The organism is Rhodococcus sp. NPDC056960 (assembly GCF_042674125.1).
Classification (GTDB): domain Bacteria; phylum Actinomycetota; class Actinomycetes; order Mycobacteriales; family Mycobacteriaceae; genus Rhodococcus_F.
The window spans coordinates 96335-115075 of record NZ_JBHURF010000010.1 but is presented as its reverse complement, the minus strand read 5'-3'; the positions used below and the strand labels follow the sequence as shown (position 1 = coordinate 115075).

General features: G+C 68.2%; 18 protein-coding genes and 1 pseudogene. 8 read left to right on the top strand and 11 right to left on the bottom strand.

Annotation, left to right across the window (positions count from 1 at the left end; genetic code table 11):
- The first annotated feature begins 246 nt into the window (after positions 1-246).
- Genes ACFTWF_RS17575 through ACFTWF_RS17565 form a run of 3 tightly spaced genes read left to right on the top strand, consistent with a single transcriptional unit; the run spans position 247 to position 3122 of the window.
- Positions 247-1359, top strand: a complete 1113-nt coding sequence (locus ACFTWF_RS17575; RefSeq protein WP_378462470.1) for a Re/Si-specific NAD(P)(+) transhydrogenase subunit alpha — start codon at positions 247-249, stop codon at positions 1357-1359.
- Positions 1360-1698 (top strand): NAD(P) transhydrogenase subunit alpha, encoded by a 339-nt coding sequence (locus tag ACFTWF_RS17570; RefSeq protein WP_378462469.1) that lies wholly within the window; start codon positions 1360-1362, stop codon positions 1696-1698.
- The gene (locus ACFTWF_RS17565) at positions 1698-3122 is read left to right on the top strand and encodes an NAD(P)(+) transhydrogenase (Re/Si-specific) subunit beta (protein WP_378462468.1); all 1425 of its coding nucleotides are present in this window, start codon (positions 1698-1700) and stop codon (positions 3120-3122) included. The genes ACFTWF_RS17570 and ACFTWF_RS17565 overlap by 1 nt, the downstream gene beginning before the upstream one ends.
- 68 nt (positions 3123-3190) lie before the next feature.
- On the opposite strand, the gene ACFTWF_RS17560 is transcribed toward ACFTWF_RS17565, so the two are convergent.
- Positions 3191-3823 carry a hypothetical protein gene (locus ACFTWF_RS17560; RefSeq protein WP_378462467.1) on the bottom strand — a complete coding sequence of 211 codons (633 nt, stop codon included), beginning with the start codon at positions 3821-3823 and terminating at the stop codon, positions 3191-3193.
- A gap of 183 nt (positions 3824-4006) precedes the next feature.
- On the opposite strand from ACFTWF_RS17560, the pseudogene ACFTWF_RS17555 reads away from it, so the two are divergent.
- A pseudogene (locus ACFTWF_RS17555) lies at positions 4007-5309 on the top strand (hypothetical protein).
- A 3-nt stretch (positions 5310-5312) separates the two neighbouring features.
- Here ACFTWF_RS17555 and ACFTWF_RS17550 read toward each other — a convergent pair.
- The 5 genes from ACFTWF_RS17550 to ACFTWF_RS17530 all read right to left on the bottom strand — a co-directional run bounded on the left by ACFTWF_RS17550 (position 5313) and on the right by ACFTWF_RS17530 (position 10479).
- A complete protein-coding gene (locus ACFTWF_RS17550; protein ID WP_378462635.1) occupies positions 5313-6461 on the bottom strand; it encodes an MFS transporter in 1149 nt (382 codons plus the stop codon).
- 61 nt (positions 6462-6522) lie between these two features.
- Positions 6523-7764, bottom strand: coding sequence for a dihydrolipoamide acetyltransferase family protein (locus ACFTWF_RS17545; RefSeq protein WP_378462466.1), 1242 nt, complete (start codon positions 7762-7764; stop codon positions 6523-6525).
- A 30-nt stretch (positions 7765-7794) separates the two neighbouring features.
- Positions 7795-8778 carry an alpha-ketoacid dehydrogenase subunit beta gene (locus ACFTWF_RS17540; protein ID WP_378462465.1) on the bottom strand — a complete coding sequence of 328 codons (984 nt, stop codon included), beginning with the start codon at positions 8776-8778 and terminating at the stop codon, positions 7795-7797.
- Positions 8775-9872: a pyruvate dehydrogenase (acetyl-transferring) E1 component subunit alpha gene (gene pdhA, locus ACFTWF_RS17535; RefSeq protein ID WP_378462464.1), complete on the bottom strand. Its 1098-nt coding sequence runs from the start codon at positions 9870-9872 to the stop codon at positions 8775-8777. Before pdhA ends, ACFTWF_RS17540 begins: the two co-directional genes overlap by 4 nt.
- 238 nt (positions 9873-10110) lie before the next feature.
- Positions 10111-10479: a DoxX family protein gene (locus ACFTWF_RS17530; RefSeq protein WP_378462463.1), complete on the bottom strand. Its 369-nt coding sequence runs from the start codon at positions 10477-10479 to the stop codon at positions 10111-10113.
- A 115-nt stretch (positions 10480-10594) separates the two neighbouring features.
- Between ACFTWF_RS17530 and ACFTWF_RS17525 the strand changes: the two genes are divergently transcribed.
- On the top strand, positions 10595-11623 hold the full coding sequence (locus ACFTWF_RS17525) for a phosphotransferase family protein (protein WP_378462462.1): 1029 nt from the start codon (positions 10595-10597) through the stop codon (positions 11621-11623).
- Between the two features lie 22 nt (positions 11624-11645).
- Here the strand turns inward: ACFTWF_RS17525 and ACFTWF_RS17520 are convergent, their stop codons facing one another.
- A complete protein-coding gene (locus tag ACFTWF_RS17520) occupies positions 11646-12104 on the bottom strand; it encodes an acyl-CoA thioesterase (RefSeq protein WP_378462461.1) in 459 nt (152 codons plus the stop codon).
- 58 nt (positions 12105-12162) lie between these two features.
- Between ACFTWF_RS17520 and ACFTWF_RS17515 the strand changes: the two genes are divergently transcribed.
- From ACFTWF_RS17515 to ACFTWF_RS17505, 3 genes are read left to right on the top strand one after another with little or no spacing between them, the layout of a single operon-like run.
- Entirely contained in the window at positions 12163-13353 is a 1191-nt protein-coding gene (locus ACFTWF_RS17515; protein WP_378462460.1) for a benzoate/H(+) symporter BenE family transporter, read from the top strand.
- A gap of 7 nt (positions 13354-13360) precedes the next feature.
- Positions 13361-13870: an O-acetyl-ADP-ribose deacetylase gene (locus ACFTWF_RS17510; RefSeq protein ID WP_378462459.1), complete on the top strand. Its 510-nt coding sequence runs from the start codon at positions 13361-13363 to the stop codon at positions 13868-13870.
- Positions 13854-15143 (top strand): cation:proton antiporter, encoded by a 1290-nt coding sequence (locus ACFTWF_RS17505; RefSeq protein WP_378462458.1) that lies wholly within the window; start codon positions 13854-13856, stop codon positions 15141-15143. Before ACFTWF_RS17510 ends, ACFTWF_RS17505 begins: the two co-directional genes overlap by 17 nt.
- Before the next feature lie 58 nt (positions 15144-15201).
- On the opposite strand, the gene ACFTWF_RS17500 is transcribed toward ACFTWF_RS17505, so the two are convergent.
- From ACFTWF_RS17500 to uraD, 4 genes are read right to left on the bottom strand one after another with little or no spacing between them, the layout of a single operon-like run.
- The gene (locus tag ACFTWF_RS17500; protein WP_378462457.1) at positions 15202-16635 is read right to left on the bottom strand and encodes a nucleobase:cation symporter-2 family protein; all 1434 of its coding nucleotides are present in this window, start codon (positions 16633-16635) and stop codon (positions 15202-15204) included.
- A 10-nt stretch (positions 16636-16645) separates the two neighbouring features.
- Positions 16646-17539 carry a factor-independent urate hydroxylase gene (pucL, locus tag ACFTWF_RS17495; protein ID WP_378462456.1) on the bottom strand — a complete coding sequence of 298 codons (894 nt, stop codon included), beginning with the start codon at positions 17537-17539 and terminating at the stop codon, positions 16646-16648.
- A gap of 3 nt (positions 17540-17542) precedes the next feature.
- Entirely contained in the window at positions 17543-17887 is a 345-nt protein-coding gene (uraH, locus tag ACFTWF_RS17490) for a hydroxyisourate hydrolase (protein WP_378462455.1), read from the bottom strand.
- Positions 17884-18393: a 2-oxo-4-hydroxy-4-carboxy-5-ureidoimidazoline decarboxylase gene (gene uraD / locus ACFTWF_RS17485; protein WP_378462454.1), complete on the bottom strand. Its 510-nt coding sequence runs from the start codon at positions 18391-18393 to the stop codon at positions 17884-17886. Before uraD ends, uraH begins: the two co-directional genes overlap by 4 nt.
- Positions 18394-18741 lie beyond the last annotated feature (348 nt).

Sequence of the window (18741 nt, the reverse complement as noted above, 5' to 3'; positions counted from 1 at the left end):
GTGTCTACCGTCAGACTACGACCGAACGTCGTGTGATCGGGTTCACAAACGGGCAGAAAGTTCTGTGACAACGACTGTTCGGACTCGATTCAGACGCCTACCCACAGACTTCTCTGTTCCCTACGTCACGCTTTCTCTGGCTACTATCAGCTCAACTCAGTCGAGGTGGGAGAGATTTTCCCGCTCATCATCGGTTGATCGCCGCTCGTCGCGGCACACACACCATCTACCGCAGGAAGTCGATACATGGATACATCGCAGAGCGCGTCCACCGCGCGCCCGACGGTCGGTGTCGTTCGGGAGTCGAACGACGGTGAGCGTCGGGTGGCGTTGGTGCCGAAGGTCGTGGCCGCGTTGATCGCCAAGGGCGTCGACGTGGTCGTCGAGTCGGGTGCCGGGTTGGGCGCGTTGATTCCGGACGAGTTGTACAAGGATGCCGGGGCCGCTATCGCGGACCCGTGGTCGGCGGACGTGATCGTGAAGGTGGCGCCGCCGTCCGACGAGGAAGTGGGCCGGTTGCATGCCGGGCAGACGTTGATCGGGTTCCTCGCCCCCCGAAACCAGGACAACCAGGTCGCCGCGCTGAAGGCGGCCGGCGTGCAGGCGTTCGCCGTGGAGGCGATCCCGCGGATCTCCCGCGCCCAGGTGATGGACGCGTTGTCGTCGCAGGCGAACGTGTCCGGGTACAAGTCGGTGCTGCTGGCGGCGTCGGAGTCGACCCGGTTCTTCCCGATGCTCACCACCGCGGCGGGCACGGTCAAGCCGGCGACGGTGCTGGTGCTCGGTGTCGGTGTCGCCGGACTGCAGGCACTGGCCACGGCGAAGCGGCTCGGCGGCCGGGCCACCGGCTACGACGTGCGCCCCGAGGTCGCCGACCAGGTCCGGTCGGTCGGCGCACAGTGGCTGGATCTGGGGATCGACGCCGCCGGTGAGGGCGGCTACGCCCGCGAGCTCACCGAGGCCGAACGCGCGCAGCAGCAGCAGGCGCTCGAGGACGCGATCAAGGGCTTCGACGTGGTCATCACCACCGCCCTGGTCCCCGGTCGTCCGGCACCGCGCCTGGTGACCGCCGCCGCGGTGGAGGGCATGAAGCCCGGCAGCGTGGTGGTCGACCTGGCCGGGGAGACCGGCGGCAACTGTGAGCTCACCGAGCCCGGTCAGACCGTCGTCAAGCACGGGGTGACGATCTGCTCGCCGCTGAACCTGCCCGCCAGCATGCCCGAGCACGCCTCGGAGCTGTACTCGAAGAACATCTCCGCCCTGCTGGAGCTGATGCTCGTCGACGGCGCGCTGGCTCCCGATTTCTCGGACGAGGTCCTCGCCGCGTCCTGCGTCACCCGTGAGGAGGGTGTGTCCTAGATGTACACCGAATTGTTGGCGAACATCGCGATCCTGGTGTTGTCCGGGTTCGTGGGGTTCGCGGTGATCTCGAAGGTCCCGAACACGTTGCACACCCCGCTGATGTCGGGGACGAACGCCATCCACGGCATCGTGGTGCTAGGCGCGCTGGTGGTGCTCGGCAAGGTGGAGAACCCGCCGTGGGGCCTGCAGGTGATCCTGTTCGTGGCGCTGGTGTTCGGAACGATCAACGTGGTCGGTGGTTTCGTGGTCACCGACCGGATGCTGGGCATGTTCAAGTCGAAGCCCGCTGCCCCGACGGCTGTTGCCGCTTCCGCTGAGAAGGGTGGGGACAAGTAATGGACTACCTCGTCAACGTGCTCTACATCGTCGCGTTCTCGATGTTCATCTACGGTCTGATGGGCCTGACCGGCCCGAAGACCGCGGTCCGCGGCAACCAGATCGCCGCGGTCGGCATGGGTGTGGCCGTGGTCGCGACCCTGATCTCGATCCGGGACACCTCCAACTGGGTGCTGATCGTCACCGGTCTGGTGATCGGTGTGGTGCTCGGGGTGCCGCCGGCGTTGCGGACGAAGATGACCGCGATGCCGCAGCTGGTGGCGTTGTTCAACGGGGTCGGCGGCGGCACCGTCGCCCTCATCGCGTACGCGGAGTTCCTGGACTCGGACGGGTTCACCGCGTTCACGCACGGTCAGACACCGACGGTGCACATCGTGATCGCGTCGCTGTTCGCGGCGATCATCGGGTCGATCTCGTTCTGGGGATCGGTGATCGCCTTCCTGAAGCTGCAGGAAACCCTGCCGGGCCGGCCGATCGGCATCGGCAAGCTGCAGCAACCGCTGAACGCGCTGCTGCTGATCGGGGCGGTCGCGTTGGCGGTGGCCATCGGTATCAAGGCGATCGAGCCGACCGCACCCACCTCGCAGTGGTGGATCGTCGGGGTGCTGGTTTTGGCGGCGGTGCTCGGGTTGATGGTGGTGCTGCCGATCGGCGGCGCCGACATGCCCGTGGTGATCTCCCTGCTCAACGCGCTGACCGGGTTGTCGGCGGCGGCCGCCGGTCTGGCCTTGAACAATCAGGCGATGATCGTGGCCGGCATGATCGTCGGCGCGTCGGGTTCGATCCTGACCAACCTGATGGCGAAGGCGATGAACCGGTCCATCCCGGCGATCGTGGCCGGCGGGTTCGGTGGCGGCGGCACGGCGGCCGCGGTCGGCGACGGCACCGTCAAGACGGCGAAGTCCACCTCGGCGGCGGATGCGGCGATCCAGATGGCGTACGCCAACCAGGTCATCGTGGTCCCCGGGTACGGGTTGGCCGTCGCCCAGGCGCAGCACGCGGTCAAGGACATGGCCAAGCTGCTCGAGTCGAAGGGCGTCGAGGTCAAGTACGCGATCCACCCGGTCGCGGGCCGGATGCCCGGGCACATGAACGTGCTCCTCGCCGAGGCCGACGTCGAATACGACGCGATGAAGGAAATGGACGACATCAACGACGAGTTCGCCCGCACCGACGTCACCCTGGTGATCGGCGCGAACGATGTCACCAACCCGGCCGCCCGCAACGACCCGTCGTCGCCGATTCACGGGATGCCGATCCTGAACGTGGATCAGTCGAAGTCGGTGATCGTGCTCAAGCGGTCGATGAACTCCGGGTTCGCCGGCATCGACAACCCGCTGTTCTTCGCCGACACCACCTCGATGCTGTTCGGGGACGCGAAGAAGTCGGTCGCCGAGGTCACCGAGGAACTCAAAGCCCTGTAGGCGGCTCCGCCGCCCGTGCGCCTTTCTGGTAGCAGCAGCTACCAAAAAGGCGCACGGGCGGAAGCGCCTCAGAAGCGCAGACTGCCGCGGTGCCGCGAGAAGGCGATGGCCGCAGTGTCGGGCCGGCGCTCTTCGCGTTCGGCGGCGACGGGGGAGTAGAGCATCAGGGTGGACGCCAGTGCCCACCAGGTCGCCGCGATGATCACGGCGGCCGCGAGGCCGAAGACGCCGATCGGTTCGACGAGCGCGGCAGCGCCCGCGACTGCGAGGACGACGGCGAAACCGAGGCCCGCGATGACGGGCCGGAACCGCGGAGCCGACACCAGCAGCGCCGAACCGTACAGCGCGGTGATCGCGACGACATGTCCGCTCGGCAGGAGCACGGACGGGGCGTCCGACTCCCAGGCCCGGATCGCGGCACTGGTGAGATTGGCTCCGATGCAGAGCACCAGCACCGCGCCCATTCCGTACGAGAGTTTTCGCATCGCCGCGACGATGGCGAGGATGACGGTCGCTGCAAGCACCGTGGTGACGTCGATCGCTTGGATCACGGGTTCGGCGACGGGTCGGAGTGCCTCCGGGAGGACGAGACCCGACGATTCGGGGCGGATGAGGTACAGCGCGCACAGTGCCACCACACCCGCCGCGGCGAAGGCGAGGCGACGAACACTGCGACGCAGCCTGCTAGTCGATTCGGTCACGACACACAGTGTGCCAACCGACGCTGAACGATCCATGAGAGGCCACTGTGAGGTCGGTGAACGGTCGACTTCGTGCGCCGAGCGTCAGCGGCACGACCAGGAGGGTTCAGCCTCCGGCGGAGTAACGTAACCCGCGACCGATCTCGAATTTCTTTTCGCGTGGACCTGCACGACGTGACAGATATGAGTGGACGGATCTCGCGCCGATCGTTCCTGCGGGCGGTGGCGCTCGGCGGTGGGCTCGGCGCGGTGTCGGTCGGGTCGGCGAGCGCGTTCGCCCTCGACATCGATCCGCTCAGGCCGTTGATGTTCTCCTCGCCGCCGATGGAGCCCTGCCGGGATCGGCTCCCGATCCTGCCGGCGGTATCCGGGACGAGCATAGACATGTCCGCGAGCAGCACGAGTCATCAATTCCACGCAGCCCTGCCGCCGTCTCCGGCACTGGCCTACAGCGGGTCCGGCTATCTCGGCGCGACGATCGAGGCCCGGCAATCCACTGGGACTGCCGGCCGGGGAGTTCGAGGTTCCCCTCGTACTGCAGGAGAAGATGTTCACCGCCGAGGGACGGCAGCGGATCCGGTCGACGCCCACCGTGCCGCAGGGGAGCTGGGAAGGGGGCGCGGTCGGCGACGTCGGAGTCGTGAAGGGCAAGGTGCGGCCCGAACTCGACGTGGCCCGCGGGCTGTACCGACTGCGACTCGTCAACGCGGGTTCGCTGAGCGTGTGGAATCTGTTTTTCGGCAACCGGATGTGGTTCTGGGTGATCGGCGGCGACACCGGGTTGCTGGACGCCCCGGTCGCGGTGACGCGGGCGCGGCTGAGCCCTGCCGAGCGCGTCGACCTGCTCGTCGACTTCGGTGACATGGAACTCGGGTCGACGGTGGAGTTGTGCAACGACGAGCCGCCGCCGTTCCAGGCCGCGCTGATCGGTGAACGCACGATGCCGAGGTTCTGCCGATTCCGGGTGGGTGCGGCCCGCGGATTCACGGGCGCCCCGCCGGCAACGCTGCGCGGGGGACGGGGACAGCCGGAACCACTACCCCCGATCCCACGCCCGGACGTCTATCGGGACGTGACACTCAGCCGGCCGAGCGATGTGCGACTGCCGCCGTCGATCATGTCCTTGAACAATCTCCGGTACTCGACCGAGGACATCGAGATGCTGCCCCAACCTCCCCTCGGGATCCGCTGGACCCCGTCCGCCGACGCGTTCACCATCTCTCCGCTCGTTCCCGCGGAGCCGTGGGAGCGGGGTTTCAAGGACACGGTGCCGGCGAACGCCAATTCCGTCACCCGGATCGTCGTGGCGTTTCCGACGGCGGAGGGACTGGGTTTCGATCCCGACGCGGTTTTCGGGCACGGATCCGACGGCGCCCACGGGCACGCGTCCGGCGGCCCGCATGCGCTGCAGGGCTACGTCTGGCACTGTCACATCCTCGATCACGAGGACCACGAAATGATGCTCAGGTTCCGCGCCGTGGCGTGAGCGTCAGGCGCGCCGGACCGCGCCCGCGAACGTGGCGGCGATCAGCACGCAGACCAACGGCACCACCATCGCGACGGTGAGCGGAACCACCTGGGTGATCCACCCGATGGTCGCCGGGCCTGCGAGGAATCCGACGTATCCCAGACCGACCACCCGCGACATGTTGGTGCCGGCGGAACCCGAGCCGAGGTTGCCCGCGGCGGTGAAGATCTGCGGAACGCAGCCCGACAGTCCCAGGCCGAACAGCGCCCAGCCGGCGATCGTGAGCGGGAGCAGTCCGGACACCAGGACGAGCAGCATGCCGAGGGCCGCGATCAGGGTGCCGTATCGGACGACGGCGACGGGGCCGAGCGCGCTGCTCACGTGGTCCGCGGTGAACCGGCCCACGGTCATCATCACCGAGAAGGCGCCGAACGCGAGGGCCGCGACGGAATCCGACGTTCCGAGGTGTTCCTTGACCTGCAGGGTGCTCCAGTCGTTCGCGACACCCTCCGACAGCATGAGGACGAAGGCGATGCCGCCGAGCGCGAGGACCCGCGCGGACAGCCGCCCCTGGGCTTGTTCGGCGGGAGCGGTCTCGTGCCGGTACCGCGGTCGGTCCGCCATCAGCCGTCGCGAACCCGCGGCGACGGTGACGACGCCGATGCCTCCGGCGACGAGCAGCGCCGTCAGCGGTGCCCACCCTGCGGCGAGCGTCGCCGCTCCGAGGAGCGATCCGGCGACTCCGCCGACGGAGAACAGGGCGTGGAACGCCGACATGATGGGTCGCCGGTACCGCTGCTCGACTTCGACGGCCTGCGAGTTCATCGACACGTCCAGCGCGCCGTTGGCGAATCCGAACAGGAGGAGGGCGAGACCGAGTTGCCAGGCGCCGGACGCCAGCCCGGGACCGACGGTGGCCGCGGACAGTGCGAGTCCGGCGACGATCACCAGCCGCTTGCTGCCGAACCGGTCGGCCAGTGGGCCGCTGAGTTGCATGCCCCCGATCGCACCGACCGCCAGCAGGAGCAGCAGCGAACCCAGGGTGGAGTGGCTGATCCCGGTGCGGTGCTCGATCGCCGGAATGTGCACGACCCACATGCCGAGCAGGAACCCGTTGATCCCGAAGATCCCGAACGTTCCGGCGCGGGCCCGGCGGAGCGGCGCCGTCACCGGTTCGCGGGTGTCGACCGGGGACGCTCGGGAAGTGCTCACCGATCAAACGTACCGAGGTTCAGAGGTGCGCGAGCAGTGAGGCGGGGTCGTGCAGCATGCCGGCGACGGACGCCAGGAACCTCGACCCCTGCTCGCCGTCGACCACCCGGTGATCGAACGACACGCTCAGGGTGGTGACCCATCGCACCGCGAGTTCGTCCTCGTGCACCCACGGTCTCCTGGTGACGCTGCCCAGGCAGAGGATGGCCGATTCACCGGGGTTGAGGATGGGTGTGCCCGCGTCGACGCCGAACACCCCGACGTTGGTGATCGACGCGGTGCCGCCGGTGAGTTGCGCGGGCGTGGCCCGGCCACTGCGGGCGGTCGCGGTCAAATCGGTGATCGCCCGGCACAGTTCGAGCAGGCTCAGGGTCTGCGCCTCCTTCACGTTGGGGACCACCAGCCCGCGGGGCGTTGCCGCGGCGATACCGAGATTGACGTAGTGCTTGGTGACGATCTCCTGATGCTCGTCGTCCCACGAGGCGTTGAGGCTCGGATTCTCCCGCAGCGCCACGACCATCGCCTTCGCGACCAGGGTCAGTGGTGTCACCGACAGCCCCTCGAATTCGGGGAGTTCCCGCAGGCGGTCGAGTAGTTCCATCGAACGCGTGACGTCGACGGTCACGAATTCGGTGACGTGCGGGGCGGTGAACGCGCTGCGCACCATCGCGTCCGCGGTCTGTTTCCGGACGCTGCGGATCGGGGTGCGGGTCTCGCGCTCCGGTGACGGCGGCGACTCCGGTGCCGGCGGTGTGTCCGGCCGGGCGGAACCCGTCCGGGATTCCACGTCGCTGCGCGTGACGGCGCCGGACGGCCCCGTTCCCGCGATCAGGTCGAGGTCGATCCCGAGTTCGCGGGCCGCCGCCCGCGCCGCCGGCGAGGCATCGGGCCGCCGGCGGTCCGGTACGGCGCCGGCCTCCGGAGCGGTCACCAGCTTCCGCCGGGCACGCTTGCTCGCGGCTGGGGCTCCGGGCCCGTACCCCACCAGAACGGGAGTGCGCGCGGGCGGTTCCTCGGTGGCCGCATCCGTGGTGATCCGGATGATCGGAGTACCCACCGGCACCGTCGTGCCCGGCGACACCAGCAACTCCTCCACCACACCCGCGTACGGCGAGGGCAACTCGACGAGCGCCTTCGCCGTCTCGACTTCACCGATCACCTGATTGAGTGCGATCGTCTGGCCCACCTCGATTGCCCAGGAGACCAGTTCGGCCTCCGTCAGCCCCTCACCGAGATCGGGTAGGCGGAATTCCTGCGCCACCGGTCGGCTCCTCTCGTGCGATGAGTGGGATCAGGCCGCGAGGCTGCGATCGACGGCGTCGAGCAGGCGATCGGCGTCGGGCAGATGGTGCGATTCCAGCTTCGACGGCGGATACGGAACGTCGAATCCGCCGACCCGCAGAACTGGCGCGTCCAGTTGGTAGAAGCATCGCTCGGAGATGCGCGCGGCGATCTCCGCACCCAGGCCGGCGAACGTCGATGCCTCGTGCGCGACGACGAGCCGTCCGGTCTTGCGGACCGACTGCTCGATGGTGTCGAAGTCGATCGGGGACAGCGACCGCAGGTCGATCACCTCGAGGGAGTGGCCCTCGTCGTCGGCGACGGCCGCGGCGGACAGGGCAGTCGGCACGACGGAACCGTACGCGACGATCGTGGCGTCGGTGCCCTCCCGCGCCACCCGCGCCCGGTGCAGCGGCAGGTCCGGTTCGGCGTCCACGTCGAAATCGGCCTTGTCCCAGTACCGCCTCTTCGGTTCGAAGAAGATCACCGGGTCGTCCGCGGCGACGGACTGCTGGATCATGTGAAACGCGTCCGCCGGGTTGCTGGGAGTGACGACCCGCAGTCCCGCGGTGTGGGCGAAGTACGCCTCCGGGGATTCCGAGTGGTGCTCGACCGCGCCGATGCCGCCGCCGTAGGGGATCCGGATGGTGAGCGGCGCGGTGACCCGGCCCTTCGTGCGGTAGTGAATCTTGGCCACCTGCGACACGATCTGGTCGAAGGCGGGATAGACGAATCCGTCGAACTGGATTTCGCACACCGGCCGGTAGCCGCGCAGGGCCATGCCGAATGCGGCGCCGACGATCCCCGATTCGGCGAGAGGGGTGTCGATGACCCGGTTGTCGCCGAAATCCTTCTGCAGGGTGTCGGTGACGCGGAAGACCCCGCCGAGGCGTCCGACGTCCTCACCCATGATCACGACCTTGCGATCGTGTTCGAGTGCGCGTCGCAGGCCTGCGTTGAGCGCGGCACCGAATGACAGCGTGGTGGTGGTCATGACAGTGCCTCCTCGATGTCGGCGAAGCCTGCGAGGTACGCGGCGTACTGCTCGCGTTCCTCGTCGATGAGCGGGTGGTCGGTGGAATACACGTGCTCGAACAGGTCGAGCGGCGCAGGGTCCGGCGCCTCGACGGTTCCGGACCGCAACCGGGCCGCGACGTCGTCGGCGGTGGCCTGGATCCGGGCGAGGAACGCGTCGTCGAGCAGGTCTTCCCGGTCGAGGAGCCGCCTGATCCGGTCGATCGGGTCGCGCGCCTTCCAGACTTCCGTCTCGGCTGCCGCCCGATAGCGGGTGGGATCGTCCGATGTGGTGTGGGGGCCCATCCGGTAGGTGACGGCCTCGATGAACGTCGGCCCACTGCCTTCGCGGGCCCGCTGGGTGGCCTGCCGGGTGACCGCGAGGACCGCGAGGACGTCGTTGCCGTCCACCCGGACGGCAGGCATGCCGTATCCGGCGGCGCGCTGCGCGATGGGGACGGGACTCTGCAGGTGGACGGGTTCGCTGATGGCGAACTGGTTGTTCTGGCAGAAGAATACGACCGGTGCGTTGAAGCTCATCGAGAATCCGAGGGCTTCGGCGATGTCGCCCTGACTGGTGGCGCCGTCGCCGAAGTAGGCGATCGTCGCGATCTCCGCGCCGTCCAGGTGGGCGCCCATGGCGTATCCGGTGGCGTGCAGCCCCTGCGAGCCGACGACGATCGCGGGATTCGTCACGTTCACGGAACTCGGATCCCAGGCGGAATGGGCGCAGCCCCGCCACATGTGAGTCATCACGCCCGGGTCGACGCCCCGGCAGTAGGCGACGGCGTGCTCGCGGTAGCTGATGAACGCGTAGTCGTCGGGGCGGAGGGCGCGGGCGGAGCCGACCTGTGCGGCTTCCTGGCCGAGCAGGGGCGCCCAGAGTCCCAGTTCGCCCTGGCGTTGCAGGGCCACTGCCTCGACATCCATCCGACGCGCGACCACGAGATCCTCGTAGAGATCGCGCAGTTGGTCGGGTCCGATGTCGCGGACCAGGCTCGTGTAGTCGGGTCTGAAGACCCGTCGGCCGTCCGGCTGGATGAGCTGGACCGGATAGGCAATCGTGTCGACCATCGGATTCACCTCGCGTTGTCGAGTCCGTGAACCTTGTGGGTTCGTGGGAGACGTGCGGTAGGGCATGTGTGTGTCCTACTTCACAGCATCCACGAGAACGCGAAGTGCGCAAGTGGCACCGTCGACCTCGAGCACTTTGCCCAGTTTCGGGGGTCGCGCGGCTGTCACGCTGCGTCTAATGACCAGTTCGGACGTCCCCGACACATGGTTGTCGCTGCAATGGTCCGAGAACCCCGGATCAGCCCGCGAACACGAACCCGATCGACGCCAGGACGGCGAGCACCGCGAGGTAGACCGCAGGCATCGCGACCGCCCGCGTGTCGGGGTTGCCGTAGTCGCCGTTCCGGACGTGAAACGCGATAGCGCACAGGAGGAGAATCAGCAGGGCCACCGTCGCGATCACTCCCAGGGGAGTCCAGTACAGACCGACGAGAACGCCGACCCCGCCGGCGAGTTCCGCCACGCCGATCAGCCGGACCTGCTGCCCGCTCAGGCCCCGCGACTGCAGGCCCGTCCACGCGGTTCCCTTCAGTCTCAGCTTGGGGATGCTCACGGCGACGGCGCTCACGGCGAGGAGCACGCCACACACGATGAGGAAAACTTCCACGTCCGTCCCTCCAGTTCCGGCCCGATCGGCCTCACCGTTGCCACCCTAGGGCCGCGACCTGCGGTGCGTACCCGTTCCCTCCGCATCGGGCTTCCGAGCGGTTAGCATCGAGCGCGTGAATGCTGTGGGGCTGAACGAAGATGCCGTTTCCGCGTGGATTGCCGGACTCGGTGTGGGAGCGATCGCACCGCTGAGCTTCGAGAGGATCGGGAACGGTCAATCGAATCTCACGTACGCGGTCAGCGACGCGGGTGGCGGGCGGTGGGTGCTGCGACGGCCCCCGCTCGGACATCTGCTCGCATCGGCGCACGACGTGGTCCGCGAACATCGGATTCTGTCCTCTCTCCAGGGATCCGACGTTCCGGTGCCGAAGATCCTCGGGCTCACCGACGATCCGGAGGTCACGGATGCGCCACTCGTGCTGATGAGTTTCGTCGCGGGGGTGGTGATCGACAGTGTCGGCGTGGCGAAGAAGCTGACACCCGAGCAGAGAAATGCGGTCGGGCTCGCGATGCCGAAGGCTCTCGCGAAGATTCATGCGGTCGATCTCGCGGACGCCGGACTGGAGGATCTGGCCAGCCACAAGCCTTACGCGGCAAGGCAGTTGAAGCGCTGGAAGGATCAGTGGGAGAAGTCCCGGACCCGTGACGTCCCCGCGATCGAGGACCTGGCGGACATCCTCGAGCGCAACACCCCCGAGCAGACCGAACTGTCGTTGGTGCACGGCGATTTTCACCTGAGCAACGTCATCACCTCGCCGGAGGCGGGGGAGGTGGTCGCGGTGGTCGACTGGGAGCTGTGCACGCTCGGCGACCCCCTCGCCGACGTCGGCGCGTTGCTGGCCTACTGGCCCGAGGCGGGAGACGAGGACGCCGGACCGTTCCCCGCCTCCACACTCGAGGGATTCCCCACCCGGGCCGACCTGGTGGAGGCGTACGTCCACCACACGAAACGCGATGTCACGCATGTGGGGTACTGGCACGTCCTGGCGTTGTGGAAGCTGGCGATCATCGCCGAGGGCGTGCTGCGTCGCGTGAGCGACGACCCCCGGAACAAGGCCGAGACCGGTGCGCCCACGGTCGCTCTGATCGACGGAATCATCGCCCGTGCGGTGGCCACGGCGGAGGCCGAGGGACTGCGCTGAACCGCCGACCGGTACCGGACGCTCAGACGGCGTCCGGTAACACCAGTAGGGTTGCAGCGCTGCGAATTTCGTCGGGGATCGGTACCGGCTTCCGGGTTTTCGCGTCCACGTAGACGTGGACGAAGCGGCCGAGTGCCGCGAGGTCGAGCGCGTCGGCGTTCTCGCGGAAGATCGCGAGCGCATACACGATGCTGCGGGTGCCCAGCCTCTCGACGGACAATCCCACCTGCAGGCGTTCCGGGAACGTCAGTTCGCTGATGTACTTGCAGGACGTCTCGGCGACCACACCGATGGCAGGCAGGTCGCGAATGTCGGTGCCGGTGGTGGCGATCAGCCACCCGTTGACGGCCGTGTCGAAGTACGAGTAGTACGTGACGTTGTTGACGTGCCCGTAGTGGTCGTTGTCCTCCCAGCGGGTCGGGACCGGCCACAGGGCAGGGAAGTCGGCGGCGGTCGGCAGCGGGGCGTCGTCGTGGTTCACCGCCCCGACCCTAATGCCCCGGATCGTCAGGACCGCGCATCGGGCAGAATCGCGTCCTATGTCTGTGCCCGACAGTGACGTGCGTTCACCCGGTTCCGCCGCCCAGCCGATCAGTGCCGGAATCGTCACCGCCCTGGTGGGCTTCACCAGTTCGTTCGCGGTGGTGCTCACCGGATTGACTGCGGTGGGCGCGAACTCCGCTCAGGCCGCGTCGGGACTGCTGGCGTTGTGTGTGACGCAGGCGCTGGGGATGTTGTGGCTGTCGCGGCACTATCGCATGCCGATCACACTGGCGTGGTCCACGCCGGGTGCAGCTCTCCTCGCCGGTGCGGGAACGGTGAGCGGCGGCTGGCCCGCGGCGGTCGGCGCGTTCGTCGTCGTGGGGGCGGCGGTGATCCTCACCGGGCTGTGGCCGCGGCTCGGCAGGCTCATCGCGGCCATCCCCTCCGCGTTGGCGCAGGCGATGCTCGCGGGTGTGTTGTTGCCGCTGTGCCTCGCCCCGGTGCTCGCGTTGCGGGACGCCCCGCTGGCCGTTGCCCCCGTGGTCCTGGTGTGGCTGGTTCTGCAGCGGTACTCGCGGCGGTGGGCGGTGCCGGCGGCGTTCGCGGCCGCGGGTGTCGTGATCGCGATCGGTCTCGTCGCCGGGGGCGGAGGACTGGACACCACGGCGTTGCTGCCGTCGGTGGACGTCACTGCACCGGTGTGGACGTGGCAGGCGATGATCGGGATCGCGGTCCCGCTGTACATCGTGACGATGGCGTCCCAGAACATTCCCGGGACCGCGGTGATGAACTCGTTCGGCTATCGGGTGCCGTGGCGGCCGGCGATGCTGGTGACCGGGGTCGGAACCCTGGTGGGCGCGCCCGCCGGTGGTCACGCGATCAACCTCGCCGCCATCAGCGCCGCCCTCGCCGCCGCGCCGTCCGCCCACCCCGACCCCCGGAGGCGGTGGGTCGCGGCGTTCACGGCGGGGTGGGCCTACCTGGTGCTCGCGGCCTGTTCCGCCGCGGTGGCCACACTCATCGCCGCGGCCCCCGAAGGGGTGGTGGAGGCGGTCGCCGGTCTCGCCCTCCTCGGCACTCTCGGTGGGGCTCTGGCCTCCGCCCTCGACGACGTCCGGGAACGGGAAGGTGCCGTCGTCACGTTCCTCATCGCCGCCTCCGGCGTCGCCGTCCTCGGGATCGGATCGGCGTTCTGGGCGCTGATCGCCGGTCTGATCGTGCGGGTCGCCGTCGGCTCGCGGCGATAATGGGGAAATGACCACCATCGAGATCGTGCAGGGCGACATCACGACGGTCGAGGTCGATGCGATCGTCAACGCGGCCAACTCCGGACTGCTCGGCGGTGGGGGTGTGGACGGCGCCATTCACCGGGCCGGTGGGCCGGAGATCCTCGCCGAATGCCGGCAACTGCGGGCCACCACGCTGCCGGACGGGCTACCGGCGGGACGGGCGGTCGCAACGACGGCGGGCCGCCTGCCCGCGCGCTGGGTGATCCACACGGTCGGTCCCGTGTATTCCGCCTCGGACGATCGGTCGGCCATCCTGCGCAGCGCCTACACCAGCAGTCTGGCGGTGGCCGCCGACCTCGGTGCGCAGTCCGTCGCGTTCCCGCTGATCTCGTCCGGGGTGTACGGCTGGCCCGCGGACGACGCCGTCCGGCAGGCGGTCGGGGCCGTCCGCGAGTCGGACGCCGGAATTGCGCGGGTGCTGTTCGTCGCGTTCGACGCACGGATGGCGTCTCTGCTGCGTGGCGAGGTGGGGTGATGCGCTGAACACCGATCTGGTCTACCTGACTGCAGGACTGGCGCTTCTACTGGCTGCCACCGTTCCGCGCCTGTTCCGGGACCGTGCCGTGTCGGCGCCGCTGGTCGTCCTGGCGGTCGGAGCGGGGGCGGGTCTGCTTCTGGGTGAGCCGGGAACCGATTCCCTGTCGCCGGCACTGCATCCCGCTGTCACGGAACACCTGAGCGAAACCTGCGTCATCGTGGCGTTGATGGGTGTCGGGCTGGCGATCGACAGGCCGTTGGGATGGCGGACTTGGAATTCGACGTGGCGTCTGCTGCTGCTCGCGATGCCGGTCGGTATCGCCGCCGTCGCGGTGCTCGGGTGGTGGGCGGCGGCATTGACCCCTGCGGTCGCGATCCTTCTCGGGGCGGTGCTTGCGCCCACCGACCCGGTTCTGGCGTCCGACGTGCAGGTGGAAGGTCCCACCTCGGGCGGCGAGTCGCACCGCGAGGACGACGAGGTGCGATTCGCGCTCACCTCGGAGGCCGGGCTCAACGACGCTCTCGCCTTCCCGTTCGTGTATCTCGCACTGTTCATGCTCGGCAAGGGACCGGCCGAGCAGTGGATCGTGCAATGGGTGGCCTGGGAGTTGATCGGCAAGATCGTCATCGGCGCGGCCGTCGGGTGGATCGCCGGTGATCTGTTCGGCCGCGCGGTCTTCCGCTTCCCGATCGCGCACATGCGCCTCGCCGAACGCAGCGAACCCATGTTCGCGCTCGCCGCCACGTTCGCCGTGTACGGTCTCACCGAACTGGCCGGGGGATACGGGTTTCTCGCCGTTTTCGCCTGTGCTGTCGCCATCCGGCGGACGGAGCGCGCCCACGAGTACCACGCCGAGATGCACAGTCTGATCGAGCAACTCGAACACGTGCTCACCCTCGCCGTCCTGCTCCTGCTGGGGGTGGCACTCACTTCCGGTCTGCTGGCCGAACTGACGTGGTCCGGGGTTCTCGTCGCGGTGGCCCTCGTGTTCGTCATCCGGCCCGTGGTGGCGTGGGTGTCGCTGGTCGGCTGCGGGGAGATGTCCGGACCGGAGCGCCGGGTCACCGCCTTCTTCGGGGTGCGCGGAATAGGGTCGATCTACTATCTCGCGTACGCGGCCGCGGAAGCCGGGGTGGACGACGAGAAATGGCTGTGGTCGACGGTGGCCTTCACCGTCGTCCTCTCCGTCGTCGTCCACGGGGTGAGCGCGACGCGGGTGATGCGCCTGCTCGATCGTCGCAGGGAAGGCGGTGCAGTCGCGGACCGGTAGCGTCGCGACTGCACCGCTCGAACCGGGAACTGCGTGGCAGTGGAGTCGTCTCGGAGGTTCAGTCGTTGCGCACGGCGGAGGTGTGCGCGGAAGGCTCCGGACGATCCGCTGCCTCGGCGCGGTCGACGAGGACGGGAGGCGCCGCCGAGACCACCGAGGGCGTGGGTCTGTTCCCGATCTTGATCTCGTTGAACAGGATGTTCAGCACGACCGCGACGATGCTCGCCGCGCTGATACCCGAGTCGAAGACGATGTGCACCCATTCCGGGAAGGCGGCGTAGAACTCCGGGACCGCGATCGGGATGACACCGAACCCGAGGGCCACCGCGACGATCACCAGGTTGAGGTTGCCGTCGTACGACACCTTGGACAGGGTGCGGATGCCACTCGCCGCCACCGAACCGAAGAGGACGATGCCCGCACCGCCGAGGACGGGCAGCGGCACGGAGGCCACCAGCCGCCCCAGGATGGGAAACAGCCCGAGAGCGAACAGCACCGAACCGCCGGCCGCGACCACGTATCTGCTCTTGATCCCCGTGATCGCGACGAGCCCGACGTTCTGCGCGAACGCACTGGCCGGAAACGTCCCGAACACCGGCGCCACGGTGGTGGCGAGCATGTCGGCGCGGAGTCCGTCGCCGACCCGCCGGGCATCGACCTTCGTCCCCACGATCTCGCCGACCGCGAGGATGTCGGCTGTCGTCTCGGTCATGATGACGAGGATCACCACGGTCATGGAGATGATCGCGCCGATCTGGAACAGGGGCGTGCCGAACGAGAACACCTGCGGGAGTTCGAAGATCGCGCCCTTCCCGACGGCGCCGAAGTCGGCCTTGCCGATCAGCGCGGCGAACGCGGTCCCCACCACGATGCCGATCAGGATGGACAGCCGGGACAGGGTTCCCTGGACGAGGCGGCTCACCAGGAGCACGACGAACAGGCTGAACCCGGCGAGGCCGATGTTGGACATCGACCCCCAATCCGGGGCCTTGGCATTGCCGCCCATCGCCCAGCGCACGGCGACGGGAAGGAGCGAGATGCCGATGACCGTGATGATCGACCCGGTGACGACGGGGGGAAAATAGCGCACGATCTTGCAGAAGAAGGGGCTGATCAGCAAACCGATCACGCCGGCGATCATGATGGCCCCGAAGACCGAGCGGAGCCCGCCCGGGCCGCTCGCGACCGCCACCATGGTGGACACCGAGGCGAAGGAAATGCCCTGCACCAGTGGGAGCTTCGCCCCGAAGTACGGAATTCCGAGGGTCTGCAGGAGGGTGGCCGCGCCGCTGACGAACAGCGCCGCGGACACGAGCAGCCCGATCTCGGCGCCGGTCAGTCCGGCGGCGCCGCCGACGATCAGGGGAGGCGCGATCACTCCGCCGTACATGGTCAGGATGTGCTGCAACCCGTACACGTACGACTTTCCGAGCGGCAACCGCTCGTCTTCGGGTCCAGCTGTCCCGGCGACCCGATGTCCGATCCGCTTCATGGCCGCGCTCCTAGCAGAATCCGGGAACGGAATCCCAGGCGCGGCCGGCGTCGGGAGCGTCCTCGCGCTCGACGGTCGCTTCGATCAACCCGTAGGGTCGGTCGGCCGCGAAGAACACCTCGCCGGGATTGTCGAGCCCGAACGGCTCCAGGTCGACGAGGAAGTGATGCTTGTTCGGCATCGAGAACTTCACTTCGGCGATCTCGGGATGGGCCTCGAGTACCGCCGAACCCATCTGGAACAGCGACTGCTGCAAGGCGAGTGAGTGCGTGGTCGCGAAGGTCTCCAACATGATGGACCGCACGTTGTCGAAGGTCTTGTCGAAATCGACGTCGGTGGTGAGGTACCGCCACCGCGCGCTGACCGAGGTGGCGAGGATCCGATCGGACGTCTCCTGCAGGGTCGTGTACTTGTCCTTCGGGTATCCCCGGAACTCGGAACCCGTCGACTTCAACACCACCATGTTGCTGAGTCCGGACACAATCCACGTCTGATCGCCGTCGATGGTGACCACGGTGTTGCGTCTCTCGTCGCTGGACCGGACGAACGAGTGGTCGTGTCCTTTGCCGTCGACCGGGATCCGCGCCCACGAATACTGCTCGATTTCCCATCGGCCGCCCGTGATCCACTCGAACTCGCCGGTGAAGTGCCGTCCGAGTCGCATCGCGAACTTCTCGATCGATCCGACGCCGTCGCGGGCGAAGGCGTACACCGTGTTCTTCTGCGTGTCCGTGGCGACGACGTGCGAGTTGTCGCCCTCGGTGTGCACCGCGTCGAGGTCGCCGCGGAGCTGAGAGGTGACGCTGACGTCCTCGATCTCGTGTCGCTGGGTGTCGCGGGTGATCTTGACCAACCGGACCTCCGCCTTGCCGTACTGGTTCTGGCCGAGCACGATCTTGCTCATGGTTTAGCTCCCTCGGTAGGTCGAGTATGCGAACGGGCTGAGTAGGACGGGTACGTGGTAGTGCTGTTCGCTGTCGGTCAGGGCGAACGTGATGGTGATGTCGGGGTAGAACGTCGGACGTCCCCTCACGGAGAAGTAGCGTCCGGTGTCGAAGACGATCCGGTAGGTGCCGGGCTCGAGTCGGGCGGGACCCAGAGTCGAGACGCGGCCGTCGTGGTCGGTGACGCCGTCGGCGACGGTGTCCCACCCGGAGTCGCGGAGAACGGACAGCGAGACCGGCACCTCGCGCGCCGGGATGCCCTCGGCTGCGTCCAGGACGTGGGTGGTGACCTGGCTGACGGCGCTCATGCGTCCAGCATTCCCGCGAGCCGGAGTGCGGCTATGTCGCGCAATTCCTCTGCGACCACGGTCAATTCGCGATCCTCGTCGTTGCGAAGTCGCTGATCGAGCGCGGTGAGGATGTCGGACGAGGTGCGGCCCGCGGCCCGGACGAGGAACACCCGTCCGAACTTGTCCTCGTAGGCACGATTGCCGTCGCTGAGCCGCTGCTGCGTTGCCACGTCGGACGAATCGACGCCGGCCTGCTCCGAGCGTGCCAGGTGCGCCTCGCGGTCGTCGCCGCCCGGGGGTTCACCGATTCGAGGATGGCGGGCGAGAGCCTGCTCTATCTCGGCCGCGGTGAGCGGTCCGGCACCCGTCCTCGCCGCGGCGAGGAGCGCGGCGCGATCGAGATACGGCCGGGCGGAGACGAGTTCGTCCGCCCACCGGGGAATGTCCAGGCAGACCCGGGCCCATGCCGTTGCCTCGGAGTGTGGTGCCTCGTTGAATCGTTGGAGTCCTGCATCGAGAACCATGCGACCCTTCTTCCACAATGCGAAATAATGATTCCGTATAGAGAATCGTGACAGGGGTCACAATGGGTGTCAAGACCCAAAATTGAATTGATCCAGATTCTGGATCGAAGGGTTCGCCGCGCCTGTCTGAGCGGCCGCCGCACGGCGGTGACGCGGTCGGTCGCGCCGAGTCTCGCCGATCGCGATCGCGGCCCAACCGCTTACTGCCACTTCGGCAATCAGAATCGCGGGGGGGGGGGGGGGGGCCCCCCCCCCCCCCCCCCGGGCCCCCCCCCCCCCCCCGGCGCGCGGCCGGACCCCGCAAACAACGCGGGACGGCGGCGCTCGGAGGGGGGCCGGGGGCCCCCC